The following is a 24813-nucleotide window of genomic DNA, read 5'->3' as shown; positions in this document are numbered from 1 at the left end:
GCGCCATCCGGCAGGAGACGACAATGTTAGAAGATCTCAAACGTCAGGTACTCGAAGCCAACCTGGCGCTGCCAAAACATAACCTGGTGACCCTGACCTGGGGCAACGTCAGCGCCGTTGACCGGGAAAAAGGGGTGTTCGTGATCAAGCCTTCCGGCGTGGATTACACGGTAATGACCGCAGAAGACATGGTGGTGGTCAGCATCGAAACGGGTGAAGTGGTTGAAGGCAATAAAAAGCCCTCCTCCGATACGCCCACTCACCGCCTGCTGTATCAGGCCTTCCCGACCATCGGTGGGATTGTGCATACCCATTCGCGTCACGCGACCATCTGGGCGCAGGCGGGCCAGCCTATTCCGGCGACCGGCACCACCCACGCGGACTACTTTTACGGCACCATTCCCTGCACGCGTCTGATGACCGATGCGGAGATCAACGGTGAGTACGAATGGGAAACCGGGAACGTGATCGTCGAAACCTTCGAAAAACAGGGAATCGACGCGGCGCAAATGCCCGGCGTGCTGGTGCACTCCCACGGCCCGTTTGCCTGGGGTAAAAACGCGGAGGACGCGGTGCACAACGCGATCGTGCTGGAGGAAGTCGCCTATATGGGGATCTTCTGCCGCCAGATGGCACCGCAGCTGCCGGACATGCAGCAAACCCTGCTGGATAAGCATTACCTGCGTAAGCACGGTGCGAAAGCCTACTACGGGCAGTAAACCTTTGCCCGGTGGCGCTGCGCTTACCGTGAGTGCGGAACCTCTAGGCCGGATAAGCGCAGCGCCATCCGACTGAACAGGCACTGTATAAAACCCCAGCAAACACCCCTCAACCAGGCTATAATCAGGCCTGGTTTTGTTTTATGGGATAACGCCGTGACGCAGGCGCAAGAAGGCTTTTTACTGACCAGACACTGGCGGGATACCCCTCAGGGTACTGAGGTTGAATTCTGGCTGGCAACGGACAACGGCCCGCTAAACGTTACGCTCCCGCCGCAGGAGTCCGTGGCCTTTATTCCTGAAGCTCACGTCGAGAAAGTGAAACAAATGCTGCGCGGCGAAAACGGCTGGCGCATAACCCCGCTTGAACTGAAAGATTTCCACCGCCAGCCGGTTTACGGCCTCTATTGCCGCGCCCATCGCCAGTTAATGCGCTATGAAAAACTGCTCCGTGAAGCGGGCGTGACGCTTTACGAGGCCGACATTCGCCCGCCTGAACGCTTTCTGATGGAGCGGTTTATCACCGCCCCCGTCTGGGTAGATGGCACCGCGCAAAATGGCAGGATCGTTAACGCGCGCCTCAAGCCTAGCCCGAATTATCGCCCCCCGCTCAAGTGGGTCTCGCTGGATATCGAAACCACCCGCCACGGCGAACTGTACTGCATTGGTCTGGAAGGCTGTGGGCAGCGGGTTGTCTATATGCTCGGGCCGCCAAACGGCGATGCGTCCGCGCTGGATTTTAATCTGGAGTACGTCAACAGCCGCCCGCAACTGCTGGAGAAGCTTAACCAGTGGTTTGCCGAGCACGATCCGGATGTTCTGATCGGCTGGAACGTAGTGCAGTTTGACCTGCGCGTGCTGCAAAAACATGCCGAGCGTTACCGTATCCCGCTGATTCTGGGGCGCGGCAACAGCGAGCTGGAGTGGCGTGAGCATGGTTTTAAGAACGGTGTTTTCTTCGCGCAGGCTAACGGTCGCCTGATTATCGACGGCATCGAGGCGCTGAAATCCGCCTTCTGGAACTTCTCTTCCTTCTCGCTGGAAGCGGTCGCCCAGGAACTGCTCGGCGAAGGTAAATCCATCGACAATCCCTGGGACCGAATGGACGAGATCGACCGGCGCTTTAATGAAGATAAACCCGCGCTCGCCACCTATAACCTGAAAGATTGCGAGCTGGTGACGCAGATCTTCCACAAAACCGAGATCATGCCCTTCCTGCTGGAGCGGGCGACGGTGAACGGCCTTGCGGTCGACAGGCACGGCGGCTCGGTAGCGTCCTTCAGCCACCTCTATTTCCCGCGGATGCACCGGGCGGGCTATGTCGCCCCTAACCTCGGCGACGTGCCGCCGCAGGCCAGCCCCGGCGGTTACGTGATGGATTCACGGCCCGGGCTGTATGACTCGGTGCTGGTGCTGGATTTTAAAAGCCTGTATCCGTCCATTATCCGCACGTTTCTGATTGATCCGGTGGGGCTGGTGGAGGGGATGGCGCAGCCAGACGATGCGCACAGCACCGAAGGTTTTCTTGGAGCACGCTTCTCGCGGGAAAAACACTGCCTGCCCGAAATTGTGGGAAACATCTGGCACGGCCGCGATGAGGCCAAGCGCCACGGCAACAAGCCGCTCTCACAGGCGCTGAAAATCATTATGAACGCCTTTTACGGCGTGCTGGGTACCAGTGCCTGCCGCTTCTTTGATCCCCGTCTGGCGTCGTCCATCACCATGCGCGGGCACGAGATTATGCGCCAGACCAAAGCGCTGATTGAATCCCGGGGCTATGATGTGATTTATGGCGATACAGACTCCACCTTTGTCTGGCTGAAAGCCACCCATTCGGAAGACGACGCCGCACAAATCGGCAAAGATCTGGTCGCCTTTGTGAACGACTGGTGGCGCGAAAGTTTGCAAAAAGAGCGGTTAACCAGCGCGTTAGAGCTGGAGTTTGAAACCCATTTTGCCCGCTTTTTAATGCCGACCATTCGCGGAACCGACCAGGGCAGCAAGAAGCGCTACGCCGGGCTGATTCAGGAAGGTGACACGCAGCGGATGGTGTTTAAAGGGCTGGAGACAGTGCGCACCGACTGGACGCCGCTGGCACAGCAGTTCCAGCAGACGCTCTACCTGCGGGTGTTCCGCAATGAGCCTTATCAGGATTATGTGCGCGACACCATCGCCAGCCTGATGGCGGGTGAACTGGATGACCAGCTGGTGTATCGCAAGCGCCTGCGCCGCCCGCTGGCCGAATATCAACGTAACGTTCCTCCCCACGTACGCGCCGCGCGGCTGGCGGATGAAGAGAACGTTCGCCGGGGCCGTGCGCCGCAGTATCAGAACCGGGGAACGATCAAATACGTCTGGACCACTAACGGCCCGGAACCCGTTGATTACCAGCAGTCTCCGCTTGATTACGATCACTACCTGACCCGCCAGCTTCAGCCGGTTGCGGAGGGAATTTTACCGTTCATCAATGACGACTTTGCTACACTAGTGACAGGACAACTTGGGCTATTTTGACGCGTGACGAAACCGTTGCCATCCAGTACCATAGCGCCCTTTCCATTCCCGGACCCATTTTTCGATGACCGTCTTTTTTGACGGGGTCGAACTATTGCCTGCAATTAAAGATTAGAGCCGAACAACTATGCCTTTTACACTTGGTCAACGCTGGATCAGCGATACAGAAAGCGAACTTGGATTAGGAACCGTCGTTGCCGTCGATGCGCGCATGGTTACCCTCCTTTTCCCTGCTACCGGTGAAAACCGCCTGTACGCTCGCAATGACTCCCCTGTTACCCGCGTAATGTTCAATCCGGGCGACACCGTGACCAGCCACGAAGGCTGGCAGCTGAAGGTTGAAGACGTAAAAGAAGAGAATGGACTGCTCGCCTACATCGGTACGCGTCTTGATACCGACGAGACGAATGTTATCCTGCGTGAAGTGCTGCTCGACAGCAAACTGGTTTTCAGCAAGCCGCAGGACCGTCTGTTTGCCGGGCAAATCGACCGAATGGATCGCTTCTCTCTGCGCTACCGCGCGCGTAAGTTCCAGAGTGAACAGTACCGCATGCCGTGGAGCGGCCTGCGCGGTCAGCGTACCAGCCTTATTCCCCATCAGCTGAATATCGCCCATGACGTGGGCCGTCGCCATGCGCCTCGCGTGCTGCTGGCTGACGAAGTGGGCCTGGGTAAAACCATCGAAGCAGGCATGATCCTGCACCAGCAGCTGCTCTCTGGCGCTGCCGAGCGCGTGCTGATTGTGGTGCCGGAAACGCTGCAACACCAGTGGCTGGTCGAGATGCTGCGCCGCTTTAACCTGCGCTTCTCCCTGTTCGACGACGAGCGCTATGCCGAAGCCCAGCACGACGCGGACAACCCGTTTGAAACCGAACAGTTGGTCATTTGTTCCCTGGACTTCGTGCGCCGCAGCAAGCAACGCCTGGAGCATCTGTGCGACGCTGAATGGGATCTGATGGTCGTCGACGAAGCACACCACCTCGTCTGGAGCGAGGACGCGCCAAGCCGCGAATACATGGCGATTGAGCAGCTTGCCGAGCGCGTACCAGGCGTTCTGCTTCTGACCGCCACCCCGGAGCAGCTGGGTCTTGAGAGCCACTTCGCCCGTCTGCGCCTGCTCGATCCGAACCGTTTCCACGATTTTGAGCAGTTTGTTGAAGAGCAGAAAAACTATCGTCCGGTGGCGGACGCCGTCGCGCTGCTGCTGGCCGGTAATCGTCTCTCTAATGATGAACTTAACACCCTCAGCGATCTTATCGGCGAGCAGGATATTGAGCCGCTGCTTCAGGCCGCGAACAGCGACAGCGATAATGCGGGATCCGCGCGTAAAGAGCTGATCGACATGCTGATGGACCGCCACGGCACCAGCCGCGTGCTGTTCCGTAACACCCGTAACGGTGTAAAAGGCTTCCCGAAACGCGAACTGCACACCATCAAATTGCCGCTGCCGACCCAGTACCAGACGGCGATCAAAGTCTCCGGCATTATGGGCACCCGTAAATCTGCGGAAGATCGCGCGCGCGACATGCTCTATCCGGAGCAGATTTATCAGGAATTTGAAGGCGACACTGGCACCTGGTGGAACTTCGATCCGCGCGTGGAGTGGTTGATGGGTTATCTGACCGCGCACCGTTCCCGGAAGGTGCTGGTGATCTGCGCCAAGGCAGCCACCGCCCTGCAACTTGAACAAGTGCTGCGCGAGCGCGAAGGTATTCGCGCCGCCGTGTTCCATGAAGGCATGTCTATTATCGAGCGCGACCGCGCTGCGGCGTGGTTTAGTGAAGAGGACAGCGGCGCGCAGGTTCTGCTGTGCTCCGAAATCGGTTCTGAAGGCCGTAACTTCCAGTTCGCCAGCAATCTGGTGATGTTCGATCTGCCGTTTAACCCAGATCTGCTTGAGCAGCGTATCGGCCGTCTGGATCGTATCGGTCAGGCGCACGATATCCAGATCCACGTTCCGTATCTGGAGAAAACCGCCCAGTCCGTTCTGGTTCGCTGGTACCACGAAGGCCTGGATGCGTTTGAACATACCTGCCCGACCGGCCGCACCATTTACGATCAGGTGCATGCAGACCTGATCGGTTACCTTGCGGCGCCGGAAAACACCGAGGGCTTTGATGAGCTGATCAAATCCTGTCGAGAGAAGCACGACGCGCTGAAAGCCCAGCTGGAGCAGGGGCGCGATCGCCTGCTGGAGATCCACTCCAACGGCGGTGAAAAAGCGCAGCAGCTGGCCGAAAGTATTGAAGAACAGGACGATGACACCAGCCTGATTAGCTTCTCCATGAACCTGTTCGACATCGTCGGCATTAACCAGGACGATCGCGGCGAGAACATGATCGTGCTGACCCCGTCCGATCATATGCTGGTGCCGGATTTACCGGGCCTGCCGGAAGACGGCTGCACCATCACCTTTGAGCGTGATGTGGCGCTGTCCCGCGAAGACGCACAGTTCATCACCTGGGAGCACCCGCTCATCCGCAATGGCCTGGATCTGATCCTCTCAGGCGATACCGGCAGCAGCACCATCTCCCTGTTGAAGAACAAAGCCTTACCTGTGGGCACGCTGCTGGTGGAGCTGATCTACGTTGTGGAAGCGCAGGCGCCGAAACAGCTTCAGCTTAACCGCTTCCTGCCGCCAACCCCGGTGCGTCTGCTGCTGGATAAAAACGGTACGAACCTGGCCGGTCAGGTGGAGTTTGAAAGCTTCAACCGTCAGCTGAGCGCGGTGAACCGCCATACCGGCAGCAAGCTGGTGAATGCGGTGCAGCAGGACGTGCATGCCATTCTGCAACTGGGTGAAGCCCAGGCCGAAAAAGCGGCCAGAGAACTGATCGATGCGGCGCGTAGCGAAGCCGATGAGAAGCTTTCTGCCGAGCTGTCGCGCCTGGAAGCGTTGAAAGCGGTGAACCCGAACATTCGTGACGATGAGCTGGCCGCCATTGAGAGCAACCGCCAGCAGGTGCTGGAAAGCCTGAATCAGGCGGGGTGGCGTCTCGACGCCCTGCGTCTTATCGTTGTGACGCATCAGTAAGCGGAGCGCAAGATGGTAATGGAGCCCTACAATCCCCCGATGGATCCGTGGCTGGTCATTCTGTATCAGGATGAGCACATTATGGTAGTTAACAAGCCGAGCGGCTTGTTATCCGTGCCGGGACGTCTGGAAGAGCATAAAGACAGCGTGATGACGCGTATCCAGCGTGATTATCCCCAGGCCGAGTCTGTCCATCGTCTGGATATGGCGACCAGCGGCGTGATTGTGGTGGCTCTGAATAAAGCGGCAGAACGCGAGCTGAAGCGTCAGTTCCGCGAGCGCGAGCCGAAGAAGCAGTATGTCGCGCGCGTCTGGGGTCATCCGGCGCAGGCGGAAGGGCTGGTGGATTTACCGCTGATTTGCGACTGGCCGAACCGGCCAAAGCAGAAGGTGTGTTATGAAACCGGCAAGGCCGCGCAAACCGAGTATGAAGTGCTGGAGTACGCGCCGGATAACACCGCGCGCGTCCTGCTAAAGCCGATTACCGGGCGCTCCCACCAGCTGCGTGTGCATATGCTTGCGATGGGTCACCCGATTCTGGGGGACAGATTCTATGCGCCGCCGGAAGCGCTGGCCTTAGCCCCGCGCCTGCAACTGCATGCGCAGACGCTCACCATTACCCACCCTGCTTTCGGCAACGCCATGACGTTCAAAGCCCCGGTGGACTTCTGAAAAAATGGCCCGACACTGTCGGGCCATTTTTTATTTAAAACCTTTCTGCTCTTTAATCAGCTCGTAGGCTTTCTGAATTTCCTGCGCTTTTTGCTTCGCCATCTCCATCATCTCTGGCGGCAGGCCTTTCGCCACCAGCTTATCCGGATGGTGCTCGCTCATCAGCTTACGATAGGCGCGTTTGATGGTCGTGACATCGTCAGACGGCTTCACGCCGAGGACGTTGCAGGCATCTTCAAGCGTGGGGCCACGCTGCGCCTGCTGCCAGCCGCCGGAGGAGTGCTGTTGCTGATAACCACCGCCAAACTGCGCGCCGCCCTGCATCATACGCAGGAACTGGTCGAACTGCATGCGGGAAATGCCCAGCTCTTCGGCAATCACATATAAAACGTCCCGTTCATTCGGATGCAGAGAACCATCCGCGAAGGCGGCCTGGATTTGAATTTCCAGAAACATCCGAATTAAATCAAAACGCCCGAAACAGATGCTACGGAACTGCCGCATTTTTTCACGCAGCGGGTAGTTATCTGATTTACCAATCCGGAACGCATTCTGCGCCGCGATGCGGGATTCGCCGTGCAGATTCATGCGATCCATAAAGACGCTGGCCACCTGAATATCGGCTTCCGTTACGCGCCCTTTTGATTTGGTTAAGTGCCCCATCACCTCGAAGGTGGTGGAGAAAAAGAGTGACTGGCGCTCGCGCTGGTTGGCAAACCAGGCCATTTTGCGGCTGCGTGCTTTATCAAACATATGGCCGATAATGAGGCCAAGAACGACACCCCAGAATCCGGCACCCATAATAATTGCGAACGCAACGCCGATTATTTTACCCCAATACTGCATATACTCCCCGAATGGTCATGTTCCTGGCCGACGCAACGCCATCATTACAGTGGTCGCGCCACGGTCAATTGAGGGACATCGCCTATAATTTGCATTATCATACTCGTCATTCGATAGCGAGCCTAACACTCTGGCGCGCAAACGGGCAGGATTAACGCTGGTACTGCGCTGATGAGTAAGATAGTCTCTGAGCGTTTGTAAGCCGTAGCCACTGATGACGGAACAATAAAATACAACGTATGAAAAAACGTATCCCCACCCTTCTGGCCACAATGATTGGCACCGCCCTGTATAGCCAACAGGGGCTCGCAGCCGATCTCGCCTCGCAGTGTATGCTTGGCGTCCCAAGTTACAATCGCCCACTGGTGAAAGGCGATACGAATGACTTACCCGTCACCATTAATGCCGACAGCGCAAAAGGTAATTATCCTGACAATGCAACCTTTACGGGCAATGTCGATATTAACCAGGGCAACAGTCGCCTGCTTGCTGACGAAGTGCAATTGCACCAGAAGCAACCGGAAGGTGCTCAGGCGCCTGTCCGTACGGTGGATGCGCTGGGTAATGTGCACTATGACGACAATCAGGTCATCCTGAAAGGTCCGAAAGCCTGGTCGAATCTGAATACCAAAGACACCAACGTCTGGGAAGGTGATTACCAGATGGTCGGTCGTCAGGGGCGCGGTACCGCGGACCTGATGAAGCAGCGCGGCGAAAACCGCTACACCATTCTCGAAAACGGCACGTTTACCTCCTGTTTGCCAGGGTCAAATACCTGGAGCGTTGTGGGCAGTGAAGTGATCCACGACCGTGAAGAACAGGTTGCAGAGATCTGGAACGCTCGTTTTAAACTCGGCCCGGTGCCCATTTTCTATAGTCCTTACCTGCAACTGCCCGTGGGTGACAAACGTCGTTCAGGTTTCCTGATCCCGAACGCCAAGTACAGCACATCGAACTACTTTGAGTTCTACCTGCCGTACTACTGGAACATTGCGCCTAACATGGACGCCACGATCACGCCGCACTATATCCATAAGCGCGGCAACATCATGTGGGAGAACGAATTCCGCTATCTGACCAAGGCGGGCGCGGGTCTGATGGAATTTGATTATCTGCCATCAGATAAGGTCTTCCAGGACGAGCATCCGAGCGAAGGTGATAAGCACCGCTGGATGTACTACTGGAAGCACGCCGGGGTATTGGATCAGGTGTGGCGCTTCAACATCGACTACACCAAAGTCAGCGATCCGTATTACTTCAACGACTTTGATTCTAAATACGGCTCCAGTACCGACGGTTACGCCACGCAGAAATTCAGCGTGGGCTACGCCATTGAGAACTTTGACGCGACGGTGTCGACCAAACAGTTCCAGGTGTTTGATACGCAATCGCGTAGTACCTATGGTGCCGAGCCGCAGCTGGACGTGAACTGGTATCAGAACGATGTTGGTCCTTTCGACACGCGCGTTTACGCTCAGGCGGTCCATTTCGTCAACACCAACTCGGATATGCCGGAATCAACGCGTCTGCATATCGAGCCGACGATCAACCTGCCGTGGTCAAACGACTGGGCGAGTCTGAATACCGAAGCCAAAGTGATGGCCACCCACTACCAACAGAAGAATCTGGACTGGTATAACAAACGTTATGGCACCGATCTTGAAGAATCGGTAAACCGTACGCTTCCGCAATTCAAAATGGACGGGAAGCTGATTTTCGAACGTGATATGGCTCTTCTCGCGGATGGATACACCCAGACGCTTGAGCCACGTATGCAGTATCTTTATGTGCCTTATCGCGATCAGAGCAAAATTCAAAACTATGACTCGTCCTTCCTGCAATCAGACTACAGCGGCCTGTTCCGTGACCGTACCTACGGCGGCCTTGACCGTATTGCGTCTGCTAACCAGTTAACGACCGGCGTCACAACGCGCGTATATGATGATGCTGCCGTTGAACGTTTTAACGTTTCTGTTGGTCAAATCTACTATTTCACCGAGTCTCGCACCGGTGATGACGACATTAACTGGGAGAAAGACAACAAAACGGGCTCACTGGTATGGGCAGGCGACACCTACTGGCGCATGACGGATCGTTGGGGTCTGCGCGGTGGTGTTCAATACGATACACGACTGGACAATATCGCGACGGGCAGCGCTGCCATCGAATATCGTCGTGATGAAGACCGCATGTTGCAGTTAACGTACCGTTACGCCAGCCCGGAGTATATCCAGGCGACACTGCCAAACTATGCGAATACAGACCAATACAAAGACGGTATTTCACAGGTGGGTACCGCCGCGAGCTGGCCGATTGCCGATCGTTGGTCAGTCGTCGGGGCCTACTACTATGACACGAATGCCCAAAAACCTGCTGACCAGATGCTGGGTCTGCAATATAACTCCTGCTGTTACGCAATACGTGTCGGTTACGAACGCAAACTTAACGGTTGGGATACGCAAAACAGTCAGGGCAAATACGATAACGTGATTGGCTTTAATATCGAGTTGCGCGGCCTGAGTTCTAACTACGGTCTGGGCACGCAGCAGATGCTGCGCTCGAACATTCTGCCGTATCGTAGTTCATTGTAATATGCTTGATTTACAACGTAATCCGCTTTGCGGTTAATTGAAATGGAAAAAGTATGAAGAACTGGAAAACGCTGCTACTCGGTGTCGCTATGGTTGCGAATACCAGCTTCGCGGCCCCACAGGTTGTCGATAAAGTCGCGGCTGTGGTTAACAACGGCGTCGTGCTTGAAAGTGACGTTGACGGTTTGATGAAATCTGTAAAGCTCAACTCGGGCCAGGCAGGTCAACAACTTCCGGATGACGCTACGCTGCGCCACCAGATCCTGGAACGTCTGATCATGGATCAGATTGTCCTGCAAATGGGCCAGAAAATGGGTGTGAAGATCTCTGACGAGCAGCTCGATCAGGCGATCGCCAACATTGCAAAGCAGAACAACATTACCCCGGACCAGATGCGTAGCCGCCTCGCCTATGACGGCATCAGCTACGCCACCTACCGCAATCAGATCCGTAAAGAGATGCTGATTTCAGAAGTGCGTAATAATGAAGTCCGTCGCCGCGTCACCATCCTGCCGCAGGAAGTGGATGCCCTGGCAAAACAGGTGGGGAATCAGAATGATGCCAGCACAGAGCTTAACCTGAGCCACATCCTGATCCCACTGCCGGAAAACCCAACCTCCGATCAGGCGGCAGAGGCGGAAAGCCAGGCGCGCGCTATCGTTGAGCAGGCGCGTAATGGCGATGACTTCGGCAAGCTGGCGATCACCTATTCCGCTGACCAGCAGGCGCTGAAAGGCGGCCAGATGGGCTGGGGGCGTATTCAGGAGCTGCCATCCCTGTTTGCCCAGGCGCTGAGCACCGCGAAGAAAGGCGATATCGTCGGTCCAATCCGTTCCGGTGTGGGCTTCCACATTCTGAAAGTGAACGACCTGCGCGGCCAGAGCCAGAACATTTCGGTTACTGAAGTGCATGCGCGTCATATCCTGCTTAAGCCGTCTCCGATCATGACTGACGATCAGGCCCGTGCGAAGCTGGAACAGATCGCCGCAGACATCAAGAGCGGTAAAACCACCTTCGATAAAGCAGCAAAAGAGTTCTCTCAGGATCCTGGCTCTGCAAACCAGGGCGGTGACCTGGGTTGGGCGGCCGCTGATATTTACGATCCGGCTTTCCGCGATGCGTTAATGAAGCTGAATAAAGGCCAGATGAGCGCGCCGGTACACTCTTCCTTCGGCTGGCATCTGATCCAGCTGATGGACACGCGCAACGTGGATAAAACCGACGCGGCGCAGAAAGACCGCGCGTATCGCATGCTGTTTAACCGTAAGTTCTCTGAAGAAGCCGCAACCTGGATGCAGGAACAACGCGCCAGCGCTTACGTGAAAGTGTTGAGCAACTGATGAAACCGCATCGTGTTGTGATCACCCCCGGCGAACCCGCCGGGATTGGGCCTGACCTGGTGGTTCAGCTCGCCCAGTGCAGCTGGCCGGTAGAGTTGGTTGTCTGTGCAGATGCAACACTGTTACAAGACCGGGCAGCTTTGCTCGGTCTGCCTTTAACGCTCCTCCCTTACGTTGAAGGCCAACAGCCCGCACCGCAGCAGTCTGGTACTCTCACCCTGCTTTCTGTTCCGCTTCGTGCGCCTGTTGTCCCCGGCGAGTTACACACCGAAAACGGCCACTACGTTGTCGAGACGCTGGCGCGCGCCTGTGACGGTTGCCTTCAGGGCGAATTTGCCGCCCTGATCACCGGTCCGGTGCATAAAGGCGTGATCAATGACGCGGGCATTCCGTTTACCGGGCATACCGAATTTTTCGAAGAGCGTTCGCACAGCCCGAAAGTGGTGATGATGCTGGCAACCGAAGCAATGCGCGTTGCGCTGGTAACAACGCACCTGCCGATCAAAGCCATTCCGGATGCCATTACGCCTGAACTCCTGCGTGAGATCATTGGCATTTTGCATCACGATCTGCAAACCAAATTCGGCATTCCGCAGCCGCATGTGCTGGTTTGCGGCCTGAATCCGCACGCGGGTGAAGGCGGACATATGGGCACCGAAGAGATAGACACCATCATTCCGGTGCTTGAGGAGATGCGGGCGAAGGGGATGAACCTCAGCGGGCCTCTGCCTGCCGACACCCTTTTCCAGCCCAAATACCTGGATAATGCCGACGCCGTACTCGCGATGTACCACGATCAGGGTCTGCCCGTGCTAAAATACCAGGGCTTTGGCCGCGGGGTGAATATCACCCTCGGTTTACCCTTTATTCGAACGTCCGTTGACCACGGTACTGCGCTGGATCTGGCAGGCCAGGGAAAAGCGGATGTCGGCAGTTTTATTACGGCGCTTAATCTCGCCATCAAAATGATTGTTAATACTCAATGACTAATCGAGTCCATCAGGGCCACTTAGCCCGTAAACGCTTCGGGCAAAACTTCCTCAACGATCAGTTTGTGATCGACAGTATCGTTTCTGCCATTAATCCGCAGAAAGGTCAGGCCATGGTCGAAATCGGCCCGGGACTTGCCGCGCTGACCGAGCCGGTAGGCGAACGCCTCGACGAACTGACCGTTATCGAACTCGACCGCGATCTGGCCGCGCGTCTGCAAACGCACCCGTTCCTCGGGCCGAAGCTGACGATTTATCAGCAGGATGCGATGACCATGAACTTTGGCGAACTGTCAGAAAAAATGGGACAGCCGCTGCGCGTGTTCGGTAACCTGCCGTACAACATCTCCACCCCGCTGATGTTCCATCTGTTTAGCTATACTGATGCCATTGCCGACATGCACTTCATGTTGCAAAAAGAGGTCGTTAACCGTCTGGTTGCAGGGCCGAACAGTAAAGCGTATGGTCGTTTAAGCGTGATGGCGCAATATTACTGCAACGTGATCCCGGTATTAGAAGTACCGCCTTCCGCATTCACGCCACCGCCAAAGGTAGATTCTGCGGTTGTGCGCCTGGTGCCACATAAAACGATGCCGTACCCGGTCAAAGACCTGCGCGTGCTGAGCCGTATCACGACAGAAGCCTTTAACCAGCGCCGTAAAACGATTCGTAACAGCCTTGGCAATCTGTTTACCGTTGACGTATTAGCTGAGTTGGGCATCGACCCGGCAATGCGTGCGGAAAATATTTCCGTAGAGCAGTACTGCAAGCTGGCTAATTACATCAGCGACAATGCGCCGCCGAAGGAGAGCTAAGCCATGATTGATTCGCCCCGCGTCTGTGTTCAGGTTCAAAGCGTCTACATTGAGTCCCAATCCACACCGGATGAAGAACGTTTTGTCTTTGCTTATACCGTAACCATTCGCAATCTGGGGCGGATGCCTGTGCAACTGCTCGGGCGCTACTGGCTTATCACCAACGGCAATGGCCGTGAAATTGAAGTCCAGGGCGAAGGTGTGGTCGGTGAACAACCCCATATCGCCCCTGGCGAAGAGTATCAGTACACCAGCGGCGCGGTCATTGAAACGCCGCTGGGTACCATGCAGGGCCATTACGAAATGGTCGATGCCGACGGTAATGCTTTCCGCATTGCTATTCCCGTATTCCGTCTCGCCGTACCTACACTTATTCATTAATCTAATGTCTACATATCTGATTGGCGACGTTCACGGTTGCTACGATGAACTGATCGCATTATTAAAACAGGTCGACTTCACCCCCGGGCAGGACACGCTCTGGCTGACGGGCGACTTAGTGGCGCGCGGTCCCGGTTCCCTGGACGTCCTCCGCTATGTCAAATCGCTGGGCGACAGCGTGCGCATGGTGCTGGGCAACCACGATCTGCATCTGCTGGCCGTATACGCCGGGATCAGCCGTAATAAGCCGAAAGATCGCATTACCCCCCTGCTGGAAGCGCCGGATGCCGATGAGTTGCTCAACTGGCTGCGTCGCCAGCCGCTGCTACAGATTGACGAAGAGAAAAAACTGGTGATGGCGCATGCCGGCATCACGCCTCAGTGGGATCTTGAGACGGCAAAAACCTGCGCGCGCGACACCGAAGCGGTGCTGGCGAGCGACTCCTACCCGTTCTTCCTCGATGCGATGTACGGCGACATGCCGAATAACTGGAGTGATGACCTCAGCGGCCTGGCGCGACTGCGTTTTATCACCAATGCCTTTACGCGCATGCGCTACTGCTTCCCGAACGGACAGCTGGATATGTATTGCAAAGATACGCCGGAAAATGCGCCTGCGCCGCTTAAGCCGTGGTTTGCCATTCCGGGCCCCGTGACAAACGAATATAGCGTGGTATTTGGGCACTGGGCATCGCTGGAAGGAAAAGGCACCCCGGAAAATATCTACGCGCTGGATACCGGATGCTGCTGGGGCGGGGATTTAACCTGCTTACGCTGGGAAGATAAGACCTACTTTGTGCAGCCATCCAACCGACAGCTGGACTTAGGCGAAGGTGAGGCGGTCGCCTCCTGAAGATGTTTATCCTCTCCCTTCGAGGAGAGGATAAAACCGTTAACGACGTTCCAGAATTTCGAAGCAGTAGCTGTGCGAGTTTTGCGCATCCGCATCGTGAAACTCACTGAATACAGACTCCCACTCGTCCGGATCGTAATCCGGGAAATGGGTATCCCCTTCCACTTCCGCATCAATGTGCGTCAGATACAGTTTCTGCGCTTTTGGCAGGAACTGCTCATACACGCGACCACCGCCGATCACCATGATCTCTTCGGCATCGCCGCAGGCGGCAATCGCTTCATCAACGGACTTAACCCACTGAACGCGATCGTCGGTGCCCGGCTGGCTACTGATCACAATATTCTTACGACCCGGCAATGGACGACCAATCGACTCCCAGGTCAGGCGGCCCATCACTACCGGCTTGTTTAACGTAGTACGTTTAAACCATGCGAGATCGGCAGGCAGGTTCCACGGCATGGCGTTTTCCATGCCGATAACGCGGTCTACCGCCAGCGCTGCAATCAGACTGATCATTGAAAATTTCCCGGATGCAAAAAATTGCCGCCACTATACGGAAAGCTTAATCTTTCGTCGACTGGCGGCAGGGTAAAGAATTAGAAATTTTTTAATATTGCTGGCAACTCCACTTCACGCAGAGGGTTTACTCTCCGGTTCATCCTCAGGATCACCGGTATGCTTGCCCTCTTCCGTTCCTTGCCAGCCGTGGCGCTGAACCAGCGACAGGTGATTACGATCCTCGTTGATGATCTCCGTCAGCATGGTGCTGGTGCGTTTAAACACCGCAGCGCGTTCGGTTGCCGTACTGCTCGCCATCGCCACCATCTCTTCCACCATCTCATGGTTAAAACGGCGGAATAAATCGGCACGCTCACGCGCTTCATACGCGCCAAGTCCCAGGCTTTCCAGCGCCATGCGGCCAGATTTGAGCGCCCCTTCGAAGGTTTCACGTTCAGGGGCTGCCACACCCGCCTGACGGAGCTGGATGTAATGATCCACATCGCGCGCACGAGAGATAATGGTCAGATGCGGAAAATGCTCTTTGACCAGCTCAACCATCTGCATACTGGTCTCTGGATCGTCGATGGCGTTAATCAGCACCTCGGCCTTCGCCGCGCCGGCGGATTCCAGCAGATCAACCCGGGTCGCATCACCGTAAAACACTTTCATATCGAATTTACGCAGCGTATCCACATGGTCAGGATCGTGATCGAGGATAACCATTTTGACTCCGCTGGAGAGCAGTAAACGGCCGGTAATCTGCCCGAAGCGGCCAAATCCGGCGATGATCACCCGCGGCTGCTCCTCGTCGATCTCATCGGCTTCTCGTTCCTGTTCGCTTCCCGTTTTTTCCAGACGCGTCAGCAACACCAGCAGGATCGGCGTTGCGGCCATCGACAGCGCAACCGCCAGCGTCAGCGCTTTTGCCCATTCCGGATCGAGTACATTTGCCATCTGCGCTGCGCCAAAGACCACGAAAGCAAACTCACTCCCCTGCCCCAGCAGCACGGCAAACCAGCGACGCTGCGGTTTTGGCACGTTTAACGGGCGGGCGATCAGCCACAGCATCGCCATTTTAATGACCAGGAAACCCACCAGCAGAATGATGATGCGCAGCGGATGGGTCACCAGCGTCCCGAAGTCGATAGACATCCCGACGCCGATGAAAAACAGCCCCAGCAGCAATCCTTTAAACGGCTCGATATCGCTTTCCAGCGCGTGACGGTATTCGGAGCTAGCCAGTAAGACCCCCGCGAGGAAGGCGCCCATTGCCATCGACAGCCCGGCCTCTTCAAGCAGCAATCCAAAACCAAACACCAGGAATAACGCAACGGCGCTGAAGACTTCGCGCAGGCCAGAGCGAGCAACAAAGCGCAGCAGCGGACGCGTTACGTAACGACCAAGCAGAACAACCAGCGCCAGCGCACCAACAACCTTCAGCGCTGATAAGGCAAATGCCCCCAGCGTCGTTGATGCGCCGCTGGCTGCCAGCAGCGGGATCATCGCCACCAGCGGGATGGCGGCAATATCCTGGAACAACAGTACGGAGAAGGTGCTGCGCCCCATTTGCGACACCGTCAGGTTACGCTCGTTCATAGCCTGCATGGCAATAGCCGTCGAGGAGAGCGCCAGCGTCATGCCGATCAACTCCGCGACTTTCCACTCCATCCCGAGCAGAATGCAGAACCCGCCCAACAGCAGACCGCAGGCCAGCATTTGCAGAGCACCTCCGCCAAACACCGAGGCGCGCAGTTTCCACAGCCGCTGCGGATCCAACTCCAGGCCAATCACGAACAGCATAAGCACCACGCCGATCTCCGCAAAATGCAGGATCGACTCGGCATCCGTCACCAGCCGAAAACCCCAGGGGCCAATTACACACCCGGCAATCAAATAGCCGAGCACCGAGCCCAGCCCCAGACGAACCGCCACGGGCACAATTAATGCCGCCGCGCCAAGATAAATCAGCGCCTGTATCAGCGTATGGCTATCCATTGTGCGTCTCCTGCCACTCAAGTAAGCGTTGTTTGTAGTGACGAGCCTGCGCCTGCAAGGTTTCATCGTCGCAGACAAAGGTACAGTGCATCGCAAAAGGCGGAAGCCAGTTCAGACCGCAGTAAAGGGCAGTAGCCTGGAGCGGCTGCGCCAGCACGTCAAATCCGGGGAAGGCGCCAATCTCAAAATGGCTTTCCCCCCCGCCGGTGGTAACAGCCCACATCAGGCTTTTGCCATGAAGCGCGTTGCCGTTGTGTCCGTATGCCCAACCGTGGGAGAAAACTTTGTCGATCCACAATTTCAGCAGCGGAGGGGTGCTGTACCACTGCATCGGATGCTGCCAGACGATCAGATCGGCACGAGAGAGCGCCTCCTGTTCGGCGGCGACATCGATATTAAAATCAGGATAGAGTTGATAGAGGGAACGTATCTCTACGTTTTCGAGCGTCCTTGCCTGCTCAAGCATCCGCTTATTCGCATGCGAATGCTGCGGATAGGGGTGCGCATAAATTATCAGAACCATGAATATGCCTGTCTTCTGCTTTTCTTGTAGCAATGAGTGTAGACAGTTCCCCCCCCAACTGAAAGAGGCTAACGACCGCTTCAAAGTAAATCGCAAGGATTGGCAACCTTTGTCGCCATACAAACGCGACTGACGCGAAAGAAGGAGCACCACGCTAGCGACGAATTAACCCTGCAAAATGATTATGCAGACTCATATTTTTAACGAATATTTTTAGATTATCTTAAGTCATATTTTAATAAATCAACCTGTACATAACTCATTGAAAAAATAATAATTTTATGCTTTTTTGTTTTGAGCTCAACCTTAAAGATAGTCAATATACGTTTGACACACGTTATCTGATGTTCCTTCTCACTCAAATGGATGTGTACATGAGCAAAAAATTCTTCAAATTAAATAATACAACCAAAACTCTAGGGAAGATATTTCCTGCTTTGTTGATATGCACCCCCGCGGTTGCATTTTCTGCAATCATTGATCAATCAACCTCTGTCCCTCAAGATTTTTCAGCCGATGCTGAATATGTTATTAATAAAGACGTGACGATATCCTCCGCGGGTAGTGAAGCGGCGGTGTCTGTCACTGGGTTTACTACCACTACTACCACTAACTATGGCAATATTTCTGGCACGGGAAATGGCCTGGATATTAATACTGGTGAACAGCGCATTTTAATTAATAACGACATCGGTGCAACCATTTCCTCCACCACCGCGAATGCTGTTAATATTCAGTCAATGCTCGGTGATTTTAATAACAGTGGAAATATTATCGGTGCGGAAAATGGCATGTTTGTCGGCGAAAACTCTTCCGCAGTAAACATTATCAATACCAGCACCGGAATGATAAAAGGAAAAACGGGTCTAAGTACTCGGTATGGTATTGGCATTAATAACAGTGGCGCAATTATCGGTACAAATGGTGATGCTATTACGGCAACTAATGGCAACACCAAGCTTACTAACAATGCCCTTGTGCAGGGAACCGAGAACGGTATCAATGTAAAAGATACTGCAAAATTGGATATCAAGAATAGCGGAACGATTAGTGGTAATACAGCCGCTATTATGTTTGCCAGCAATAAAAATAACACGCTGGTGCTTGATACGGGTTCCGTCCTTGTCGGTGACGTTATTTCCACCAATTCCACGGGAAACACCCTCACTCTGATCGGCACCGGTACAGAAGACAGCAATTTTGTGGGTCTGAATGAAGGGGACGGTTTTGCCAGCGTCACAATGAACGGCGAAAACTGGGCGCTGTCGGGCGATATTGACATTATTGGCTCTGGCGACTCCTTGCTGATAGACAAGGGCGCGTTAACCCTAGCGGGCGAAGTATCCAACACCGGTAATACGCGGGTGGCCAAAGACGCCTCGCTGCAACTGGGCGATGGCGAAAAAACTGCGATGCTCAGCGGTGGGATCACCAACAACGGTACCGTCATTTTCAATCAGGGTAGCGATTTCACTTTCGCCACCGACATGACCGGTAGCGGTAACGTCGAAAAAGTAGACTCCAACACCCTGACCCTGACGGGCAAAAATAGCTACACAGGGGATACGGTTCTGCACGGCGGCACCACGCTGGTCTCCACCGGCGCAACGCTCGGCGTCAAGGGCAGTAACGCCACTGTTACCGTTGAAAATGGCGCGACCTTTGCCACCGCAGGCGAAGTGAACAACAACATCGCAGTTCTTAGCGGCGGTACGCTGGCGGCATGGAATGCCGTCCAGGGTAACTCCACGCTCAGCGCTTCCGACGTCGATACCATCAACGGTAACGTGACTAATGGTGGTACGCTGTTACTCAGTGCGGCTGATAATAGCGTTGGCAATAATTTTACGATTAATGGCGACTACACCGGCTCTGACGGTAGCCAGATTGTGATGAACAGCACCCTGGGTGAAGATAATTCACCAACTGACCACCTCACTATTACGGGCAGCAGCTTCGGTCAGTCCGGCGTCAGCATTACCAACATTGGCGGCGCAGGCGCGCAAACCATTAACGGTATGGAAATTGTCAGCATCGGCGGCAGTTCCGAAGCCCAACTGACGCTGGCAAAACCGGTCGTCGCAGGCGCCTGGGAATATAACCTCTACCAGCACAGTGACGGCAACTGGTATCTGGAATCAAAGGCGACGCCTTCTGATGATCCTTCTGACGACACCGATGACGGTGGCAATACCGATGATGGCGGCAACACCGATAACGGCGGCAACACCGATAACGGCGGCAACACCGATAACGGCGGCAACACCGATAACGGCGGTAACACCGATAACGGCGGTAACACCGATAACGGCGGTAACACTGACAACGGCGGCAACACCGATAACGGCGGTAACACCGACAACGGTGGTAACACCGACAACGGCGGTAACACTGACAACGGCGGCAACACCGACAACGGCGGTAGCACTGACAACGGCGGTAACAATGCGCCGGAAGTCATGGCGCCTGAAGTGGGTGCTTACTTAGGCAACTACCTTGCCGCACAGGGCATGTTCCTGCATAAACGTGACGATCGCGACCAGATCACCTTCCGCAATGAAGACGACCTGAACACCTGGATGTACGTTAAGGGTCGCTATCACGAGAACGATGCGGGTGGCGATAAAGTCAGCTATGACACCACCACGACCGTACTGCAAGTCGGCAGCGATTTCATGAGCAAGCCAATGGATAACGGTATCCTGCGTGCTGGCGGGATGTTCGGTGCAGGCCAGGCGAAGACCCACTCTGATGCGAAGCACAACGTGCGTGACGCTCAGGGTAAGGTTGATGGTTTCAATGTTGGGCTTTACGCCACCTGGCAGGAAGATCAGAAATTACGTCTGGGCAGCTACGTTGATACCTGGGCCGCATACAGCTGGTACAACAACAAAGTCACCAGCAACCGCAACGACGAAGACTACGATAGCGAAGGTTTCGCCGCGTCTGTTGAAGTCGGCCACGCGTGGGTTATCCAGTCAGAAAATGAACGTACCTGGAAGATCGAGCCGCAGGCGCAGGTGATCTACAGCTATCTCGATCAGGAAAATCATACCGATCGCGACGGCGTACGCGTCACTACCCTGGACAACGACAGCGTCTTTGGTCGTCTCGGCGTTAAAGCAAGCTACTTCCAGCAGAAGGACGTCAAGGCCTGGCAGCCGTACGTCGCGGTTAACTGGTTGAAAGGTGCTGGTCAAAACGATCTGGCATTCAACGACGAGACCGTCAGCAACGATACGCCGGAAGATCGTGGTCAGTTAGAGCTGGGCGTAACCGGCAACCTGAACGAAACCACGACAATCTCCCTGCGAGCCAGCGGCGAATGGGGTGAAAACAGCTATGCCGCATACGGCGGTCATATTTTGTTAAACCATCGGTGGTAATCGATCATTCTGAAGCAAAAAAGCAGTGGCATGTGCCACTGCTTTTTTTTAGTTATCCAGCTCACCCATTGATTTAACCTGGTCACGGTTAATCTGTTCAGTTTGGCCGGTTTCGGCGTTTTTGTACGATACCAGACCGGTATCGTCATCCACCTGCGGTTTCCCGTCAGTAACAATCGTTTTGCCATCGGTGGTTTTTACGGCCTGATTGGACGAACAGCCCGCCACGGTGAACATTGCGGTGGCAGCCAGAACGGAAGCGATCAGTAATTTATTTTGCATGGTGTATTCCCCTGCTCTCAGTTGAATTTTCGTTATCGACCTAACTATTTTAGGCTAACTGACTGAAAGCGGATGAAAAACCAGAAGGTTCTTAAGATGGGAAAATTGCCCGGTAACCGAACGGTACCGGGCAATGGGGGTTACTTGCTAATCTGCGCGTGCATTTCCTGCACCGAAATCACCTTCTCGGTGGCATCCGCATTCAGCGCCATCGCTGTTGCGAAACCGCCGTTCAGGGTGGTGTCGTAGTGCACTTTGTATTGCAGCGCGCTGCGGCGAATCAGCTTGGAGTCTTCAATCGCCTGGCGTCCTGCGGTGGTGTTGATGATGTAGGTATATTCGCCATTCTTGATACGATCCTGAATGTGCGGACGACCTTCATGCACTTTGTTCACCAGACGCGGGTTGATACCCGCTTCACCCAACACAATCGCCGTACCGTGAGTGGCGTCCAGCTCGAAGCCCTGTTTCAGCAGCTTGGCGGCCAGGTCAACCACGCGCTCTTTATCGCCTTCGCGAACGGAGAGCAGCGCACGGCCAGATTTTCTCATGGTGGAGCTACTGCCCAGCTGCGCTTTCGCAAACGCTTCTGCGAAGGTGCGGCCCACGCCCATTACTTCCCCGGTAGAGCGCATCTCTGGCCCTAACAGCGGGTCAACGCCCGGGAATTTGTTGAACGGCAGCACCACCTCTTTCACCGAGTAGTACGGCGGGATGATTTCTTTCGTGACGCCCTGCTGAGCCAGCGTCTGGCCAGCCATCACGCGCGCCGCCACTTTCGCCAGCGGAATACCGGTCGCTTTAGAGACAAACGGTACGGTACGCGCCGCACGCGGGTTGACTTCAATCAGATAGACTTCGTTGTCTTTTACCGCGAACTGAACGTTCATCAGGCCGCGAACCTGAAGCTCGAAGGCCAGCTTCTGCACCTGCTGGCGCATCACGTCCTGAATCTCCTGGCTCAGGGTATACGCTGGCAGAGAACAGGCGGAGTCACCCGAGTGCACGCCCGCCTGCTCGATGTGCTCCATGATGCCGCCAATCAGCACCATTTCGCCGTCGCAGATGGCATCCACGTCGACTTCAACCGCGTCGTCGAGGAAGCGGTCGAGCAGCACTGGCGCATCGTTGGAAACGCTCACCGCCGTCTGGAAGTAGCGACGCAGGTCCGCTTCGTCGTAGACGATTTCCATCGCGCGGCCGCCCAGTACGTAGGATGGACGCACCACCAGCGGGTAGCCGATCTCTTTCGCTTTCTCAACGGCCATTTCAATCGCGGTCACGGTGGCGTTCGCCGGCTGTTTCAGCTTGAGACGGTCAACCGCCTGCTGGAAACGCTCGCGGTCTTCCGCACGGTCAATCGCATCCGGGCTGGTGCCGATAACCGGTACACCTGCTGCTTCCAGCGCGCGCGCCAGCTTCAGCGGAGTCTGGCCGCCGTACTGCACGATCACGCCTTTTGGCTTCTCGATGCGCACGATTTCCAGCACGTCCTCCAGGGTAACCGGCTCGAAGTAGAGGCGGTCGGAGGTATCGTAGTCGGTCGAGACGGTTTCCGGGTTACAGTTGACCATGATGGTCTCGTAACCGTCTTCGCGCAGCGCCAGAGAGGCGTGTACGCAGCAGTAGTCAAACTCGATGCCCTGGCCGATACGGTTTGGACCGCCGCCCAGCACCATAATCTTGTCGCGGTCGACGGACGGGTTCGCTTCGCACTCGTCTTCATAGGTGGAGTACATGTACGCGGTATCGGTCGAGAACTCTGCCGCACAGGTGTCCACGCGCTTGTAAACCGGATGCAGGTCATACTGGTCGCGCAGCTTGCGGATCTCCGCTTCGCGCACGCCCGCCAGTTTAGCCAGACGCGCATCGGCGAAGCCTTTACGCTTCAGCATACGCAGGAAGTCAGCGTCCAGGCCGTTGATGCCCAGCTCCGCCACTTTCTCTTCCAGACGCACCAGCTCTTCAATCTGCACCAGGAACCAGCGGTCAATGTTAGTCAGGTTAAATACACCGTCGACGGACAGGCCCGCGCGGAAGGCATCGGCGATGTACCAGATACGCTCTGCGCCCGCGTCTTTCAGCTCACGGCGGATTTTGGTCAGCGCTTCCGGGTCGTCCAGGCTGACTTTCGGGTCAAAGCCGGTCGCGCCCACTTCCAGGCCACGCAGCGCTTTTTGCAGGGATTCCTGCTGCGTGCGGCCAATCGCCATGACTTCACCAACAGATTTCATCTGGGTGGTCAGACGGTCGTTGGCGCCGGCGAATTTCTCGAAGTTAAAGCGAGGAATTTTAGTCACAACGTAGTCGATGGACGGTTCGAAGGACGCTGGGGTGCGGCCACCGGTGATGTCGTTCATCAGCTCGTCAAGGGTGTAACCCACCGCCAGTTTCGCCGCCACCTTCGCAATCGGGAAGCCGGTGGCTTTGGAGGCCAGCGCGGAGGAACGGGACACGCGCGGGTTCATTTCGATAACAATCAGACGGCCGGTTTTCGGGTTCACCGAGAACTGCACGTTAGAGCCGCCGGTTTCCACGCCGATTTCACGCAGTACCGCCATCGAGGCGTTACGCATGATTTGGTACTCTTTGTCGGTCAGCGTCTGAGCTGGCGCAACGGTGATAGAGTCGCCGGTGTGGATCCCCATCGCGTCAAAGTTTTCGATGGAGCAGACGATGATGCAGTTGTCGTTTTTATCACGCACCACTTCCATCTCGTACTCTTTCCAGCCAATCAGCGATTCATCAATCAGCAGCTCTTTGGTTGGGGAGAGATCCAGGCCGCGCTCACAAATCTCTTCAAACTCTTCGCGGTTGTAGGCAATGCCGCCGCCGGTGCCGCCCATGGTGAACGATGGACGGATGATGCACGGATAGCCCACTTCAGCCGCAACGGCCAGCGCTTCTTCCATATTGTGCGCGATACCGGAACGCGCGGTATCAAGGCCAATTTTTTTCATTGCCACGTCGAAGCGGCGACGGTCTTCTGCTTTATCAATCGCGTCGGCGGTCGCACCGATCATGGTCACGCCGAACTCTTCCAGCACGCCCTGACGCTCCAGCTCCAGCGCACAGTTCAGCGCCGTCTGGCCGCCCATGGTCGGCAGCACCGCGTCCGGACGCTCTTTCTCGATAATTTTGCGTACCACTTCCCAGTGAATTGGCTCGATGTAGGTCGCATCCGCCATTTCCGGGTCGGTCATGATGGTGGCCGGGTTAGAGTTCACCAGAATGACGCGGTAACCCTCTTCACGCAGGGCTTTACACGCCTGCGCGCCAGAGTAGTCAAATTCACAGGCCTGGCCGATGACAATCGGGCCAGCGCCAAGGATCAGGATGCTTTTTATGTCTGTACGTTTTGGCATGGTC

General features: G+C 55.5%; 17 protein-coding genes. 11 read left to right on the top strand and 6 right to left on the bottom strand.

Translation table 11 applies throughout. From position 1 onward, the window contains the following. Positions 1-23: 23 nt before the first annotated feature. From araD to rluA, 4 genes are all read left to right on the top strand, one after another. Positions 24-719: an L-ribulose-5-phosphate 4-epimerase gene (gene araD / locus O1724_RS03845; RefSeq protein WP_045330930.1), complete on the top strand. Its 696-nt coding sequence runs from the start codon at positions 24-26 to the stop codon at positions 717-719. Between the two features lie 156 nt (positions 720-875). After that, positions 876-3233, top strand: coding sequence for a DNA polymerase II (gene polB / locus O1724_RS03840; protein WP_126297030.1), 2358 nt, complete (start codon positions 876-878; stop codon positions 3231-3233). Between the two features lie 127 nt (positions 3234-3360). Further along, the gene (gene rapA / locus O1724_RS03835) at positions 3361-6267 is read left to right on the top strand and encodes an RNA polymerase-associated protein RapA (RefSeq protein WP_126297031.1); all 2907 of its coding nucleotides are present in this window, start codon (positions 3361-3363) and stop codon (positions 6265-6267) included. A 12-nt stretch (positions 6268-6279) separates the two neighbouring features. Beyond that, on the top strand, positions 6280-6939 hold the full coding sequence (rluA, locus tag O1724_RS03830; RefSeq protein WP_003856412.1) for a bifunctional tRNA pseudouridine(32) synthase/23S rRNA pseudouridine(746) synthase RluA: 660 nt from the start codon (positions 6280-6282) through the stop codon (positions 6937-6939). Positions 6940-6969: 30 nt separating this feature from the next. On the opposite strand, the gene djlA is transcribed toward rluA, so the two are convergent. After that, on the bottom strand, positions 6970-7785 hold the full coding sequence (gene djlA / locus O1724_RS03825; protein ID WP_023315375.1) for a co-chaperone DjlA: 816 nt from the start codon (positions 7783-7785) through the stop codon (positions 6970-6972). Between the two features lie 239 nt (positions 7786-8024). On the opposite strand from djlA, the gene lptD reads away from it, so the two are divergent. From lptD to apaH, 6 genes are read left to right on the top strand one after another with little or no spacing between them, the layout of a single operon-like run. Then, positions 8025-10376 carry an LPS assembly protein LptD gene (gene lptD, locus O1724_RS03820; RefSeq protein ID WP_006810140.1) on the top strand — a complete coding sequence of 784 codons (2352 nt, stop codon included), beginning with the start codon at positions 8025-8027 and terminating at the stop codon, positions 10374-10376. A 53-nt stretch (positions 10377-10429) separates the two neighbouring features. Continuing rightward, positions 10430-11716 carry a peptidylprolyl isomerase SurA gene (gene surA, locus O1724_RS03815; RefSeq protein WP_003856417.1) on the top strand — a complete coding sequence of 429 codons (1287 nt, stop codon included), beginning with the start codon at positions 10430-10432 and terminating at the stop codon, positions 11714-11716. Next, a complete protein-coding gene (gene pdxA, locus O1724_RS03810; RefSeq protein ID WP_023324140.1) occupies positions 11716-12702 on the top strand; it encodes a 4-hydroxythreonine-4-phosphate dehydrogenase PdxA in 987 nt (328 codons plus the stop codon). Before surA ends, pdxA begins: the two co-directional genes overlap by 1 nt. Next, positions 12699-13520: a 16S rRNA (adenine(1518)-N(6)/adenine(1519)-N(6))-dimethyltransferase RsmA gene (gene rsmA / locus O1724_RS03805; protein WP_003856423.1), complete on the top strand. Its 822-nt coding sequence runs from the start codon at positions 12699-12701 to the stop codon at positions 13518-13520. Before pdxA ends, rsmA begins: the two co-directional genes overlap by 4 nt. A gap of 3 nt (positions 13521-13523) precedes the next feature. Then, positions 13524-13901: a Co2+/Mg2+ efflux protein ApaG gene (gene apaG / locus O1724_RS03800; RefSeq protein ID WP_003856425.1), complete on the top strand. Its 378-nt coding sequence runs from the start codon at positions 13524-13526 to the stop codon at positions 13899-13901. Positions 13902-13905: 4 nt separating this feature from the next. Beyond that, a complete protein-coding gene (gene apaH, locus O1724_RS03795; protein ID WP_023324139.1) occupies positions 13906-14754 on the top strand; it encodes a bis(5'-nucleosyl)-tetraphosphatase (symmetrical) ApaH in 849 nt (282 codons plus the stop codon). Positions 14755-14793: 39 nt separating this feature from the next. On the opposite strand, the gene folA is transcribed toward apaH, so the two are convergent. From folA to kefF, 3 genes are all read right to left on the bottom strand, one after another. After that, positions 14794-15273, bottom strand: coding sequence for a type 3 dihydrofolate reductase (folA, locus tag O1724_RS03790; protein ID WP_003856431.1), 480 nt, complete (start codon positions 15271-15273; stop codon positions 14794-14796). Positions 15274-15387: 114 nt separating this feature from the next. Next, positions 15388-17253, bottom strand: coding sequence for a glutathione-regulated potassium-efflux system protein KefC (gene kefC / locus O1724_RS03785; RefSeq protein ID WP_126297032.1), 1866 nt, complete (start codon positions 17251-17253; stop codon positions 15388-15390). Beyond that, a complete protein-coding gene (kefF, locus tag O1724_RS03780; protein ID WP_003856435.1) occupies positions 17246-17776 on the bottom strand; it encodes a glutathione-regulated potassium-efflux system oxidoreductase KefF in 531 nt (176 codons plus the stop codon). The genes kefC and kefF overlap by 8 nt, the downstream gene beginning before the upstream one ends. 374 nt (positions 17777-18150) lie before the next feature. Here kefF and O1724_RS03775 point away from each other — a divergent pair, with 374 nt between their 5' ends. Then, complete coding sequence (locus O1724_RS03775; RefSeq protein ID WP_126297034.1) at positions 18151-21162, top strand: autotransporter family protein; 3012 nt, start codon at positions 18151-18153, stop codon at positions 21160-21162. Between the two features lie 48 nt (positions 21163-21210). On the opposite strand, the gene O1724_RS03770 is transcribed toward O1724_RS03775, so the two are convergent. Both O1724_RS03770 and carB read right to left on the bottom strand, forming a co-directional pair. Continuing rightward, positions 21211-21444 (bottom strand): YgdI/YgdR family lipoprotein, encoded by a 234-nt coding sequence (locus O1724_RS03770; protein ID WP_003856439.1) that lies wholly within the window; start codon positions 21442-21444, stop codon positions 21211-21213. A 140-nt stretch (positions 21445-21584) separates the two neighbouring features. Then, a complete protein-coding gene (carB, locus tag O1724_RS03765) occupies positions 21585-24809 on the bottom strand; it encodes a carbamoyl-phosphate synthase large subunit (protein ID WP_023315370.1) in 3225 nt (1074 codons plus the stop codon). Positions 24810-24813: the final 4 nt, after the last annotated feature.

It is taken from the genome of Enterobacter cloacae complex sp. HYC074_NIDB, assembly GCF_056673345.1.
The sequence above is the reverse complement of the archived record's forward strand: the minus strand, read 5'-3'. Positions and strand labels throughout refer to the sequence as shown.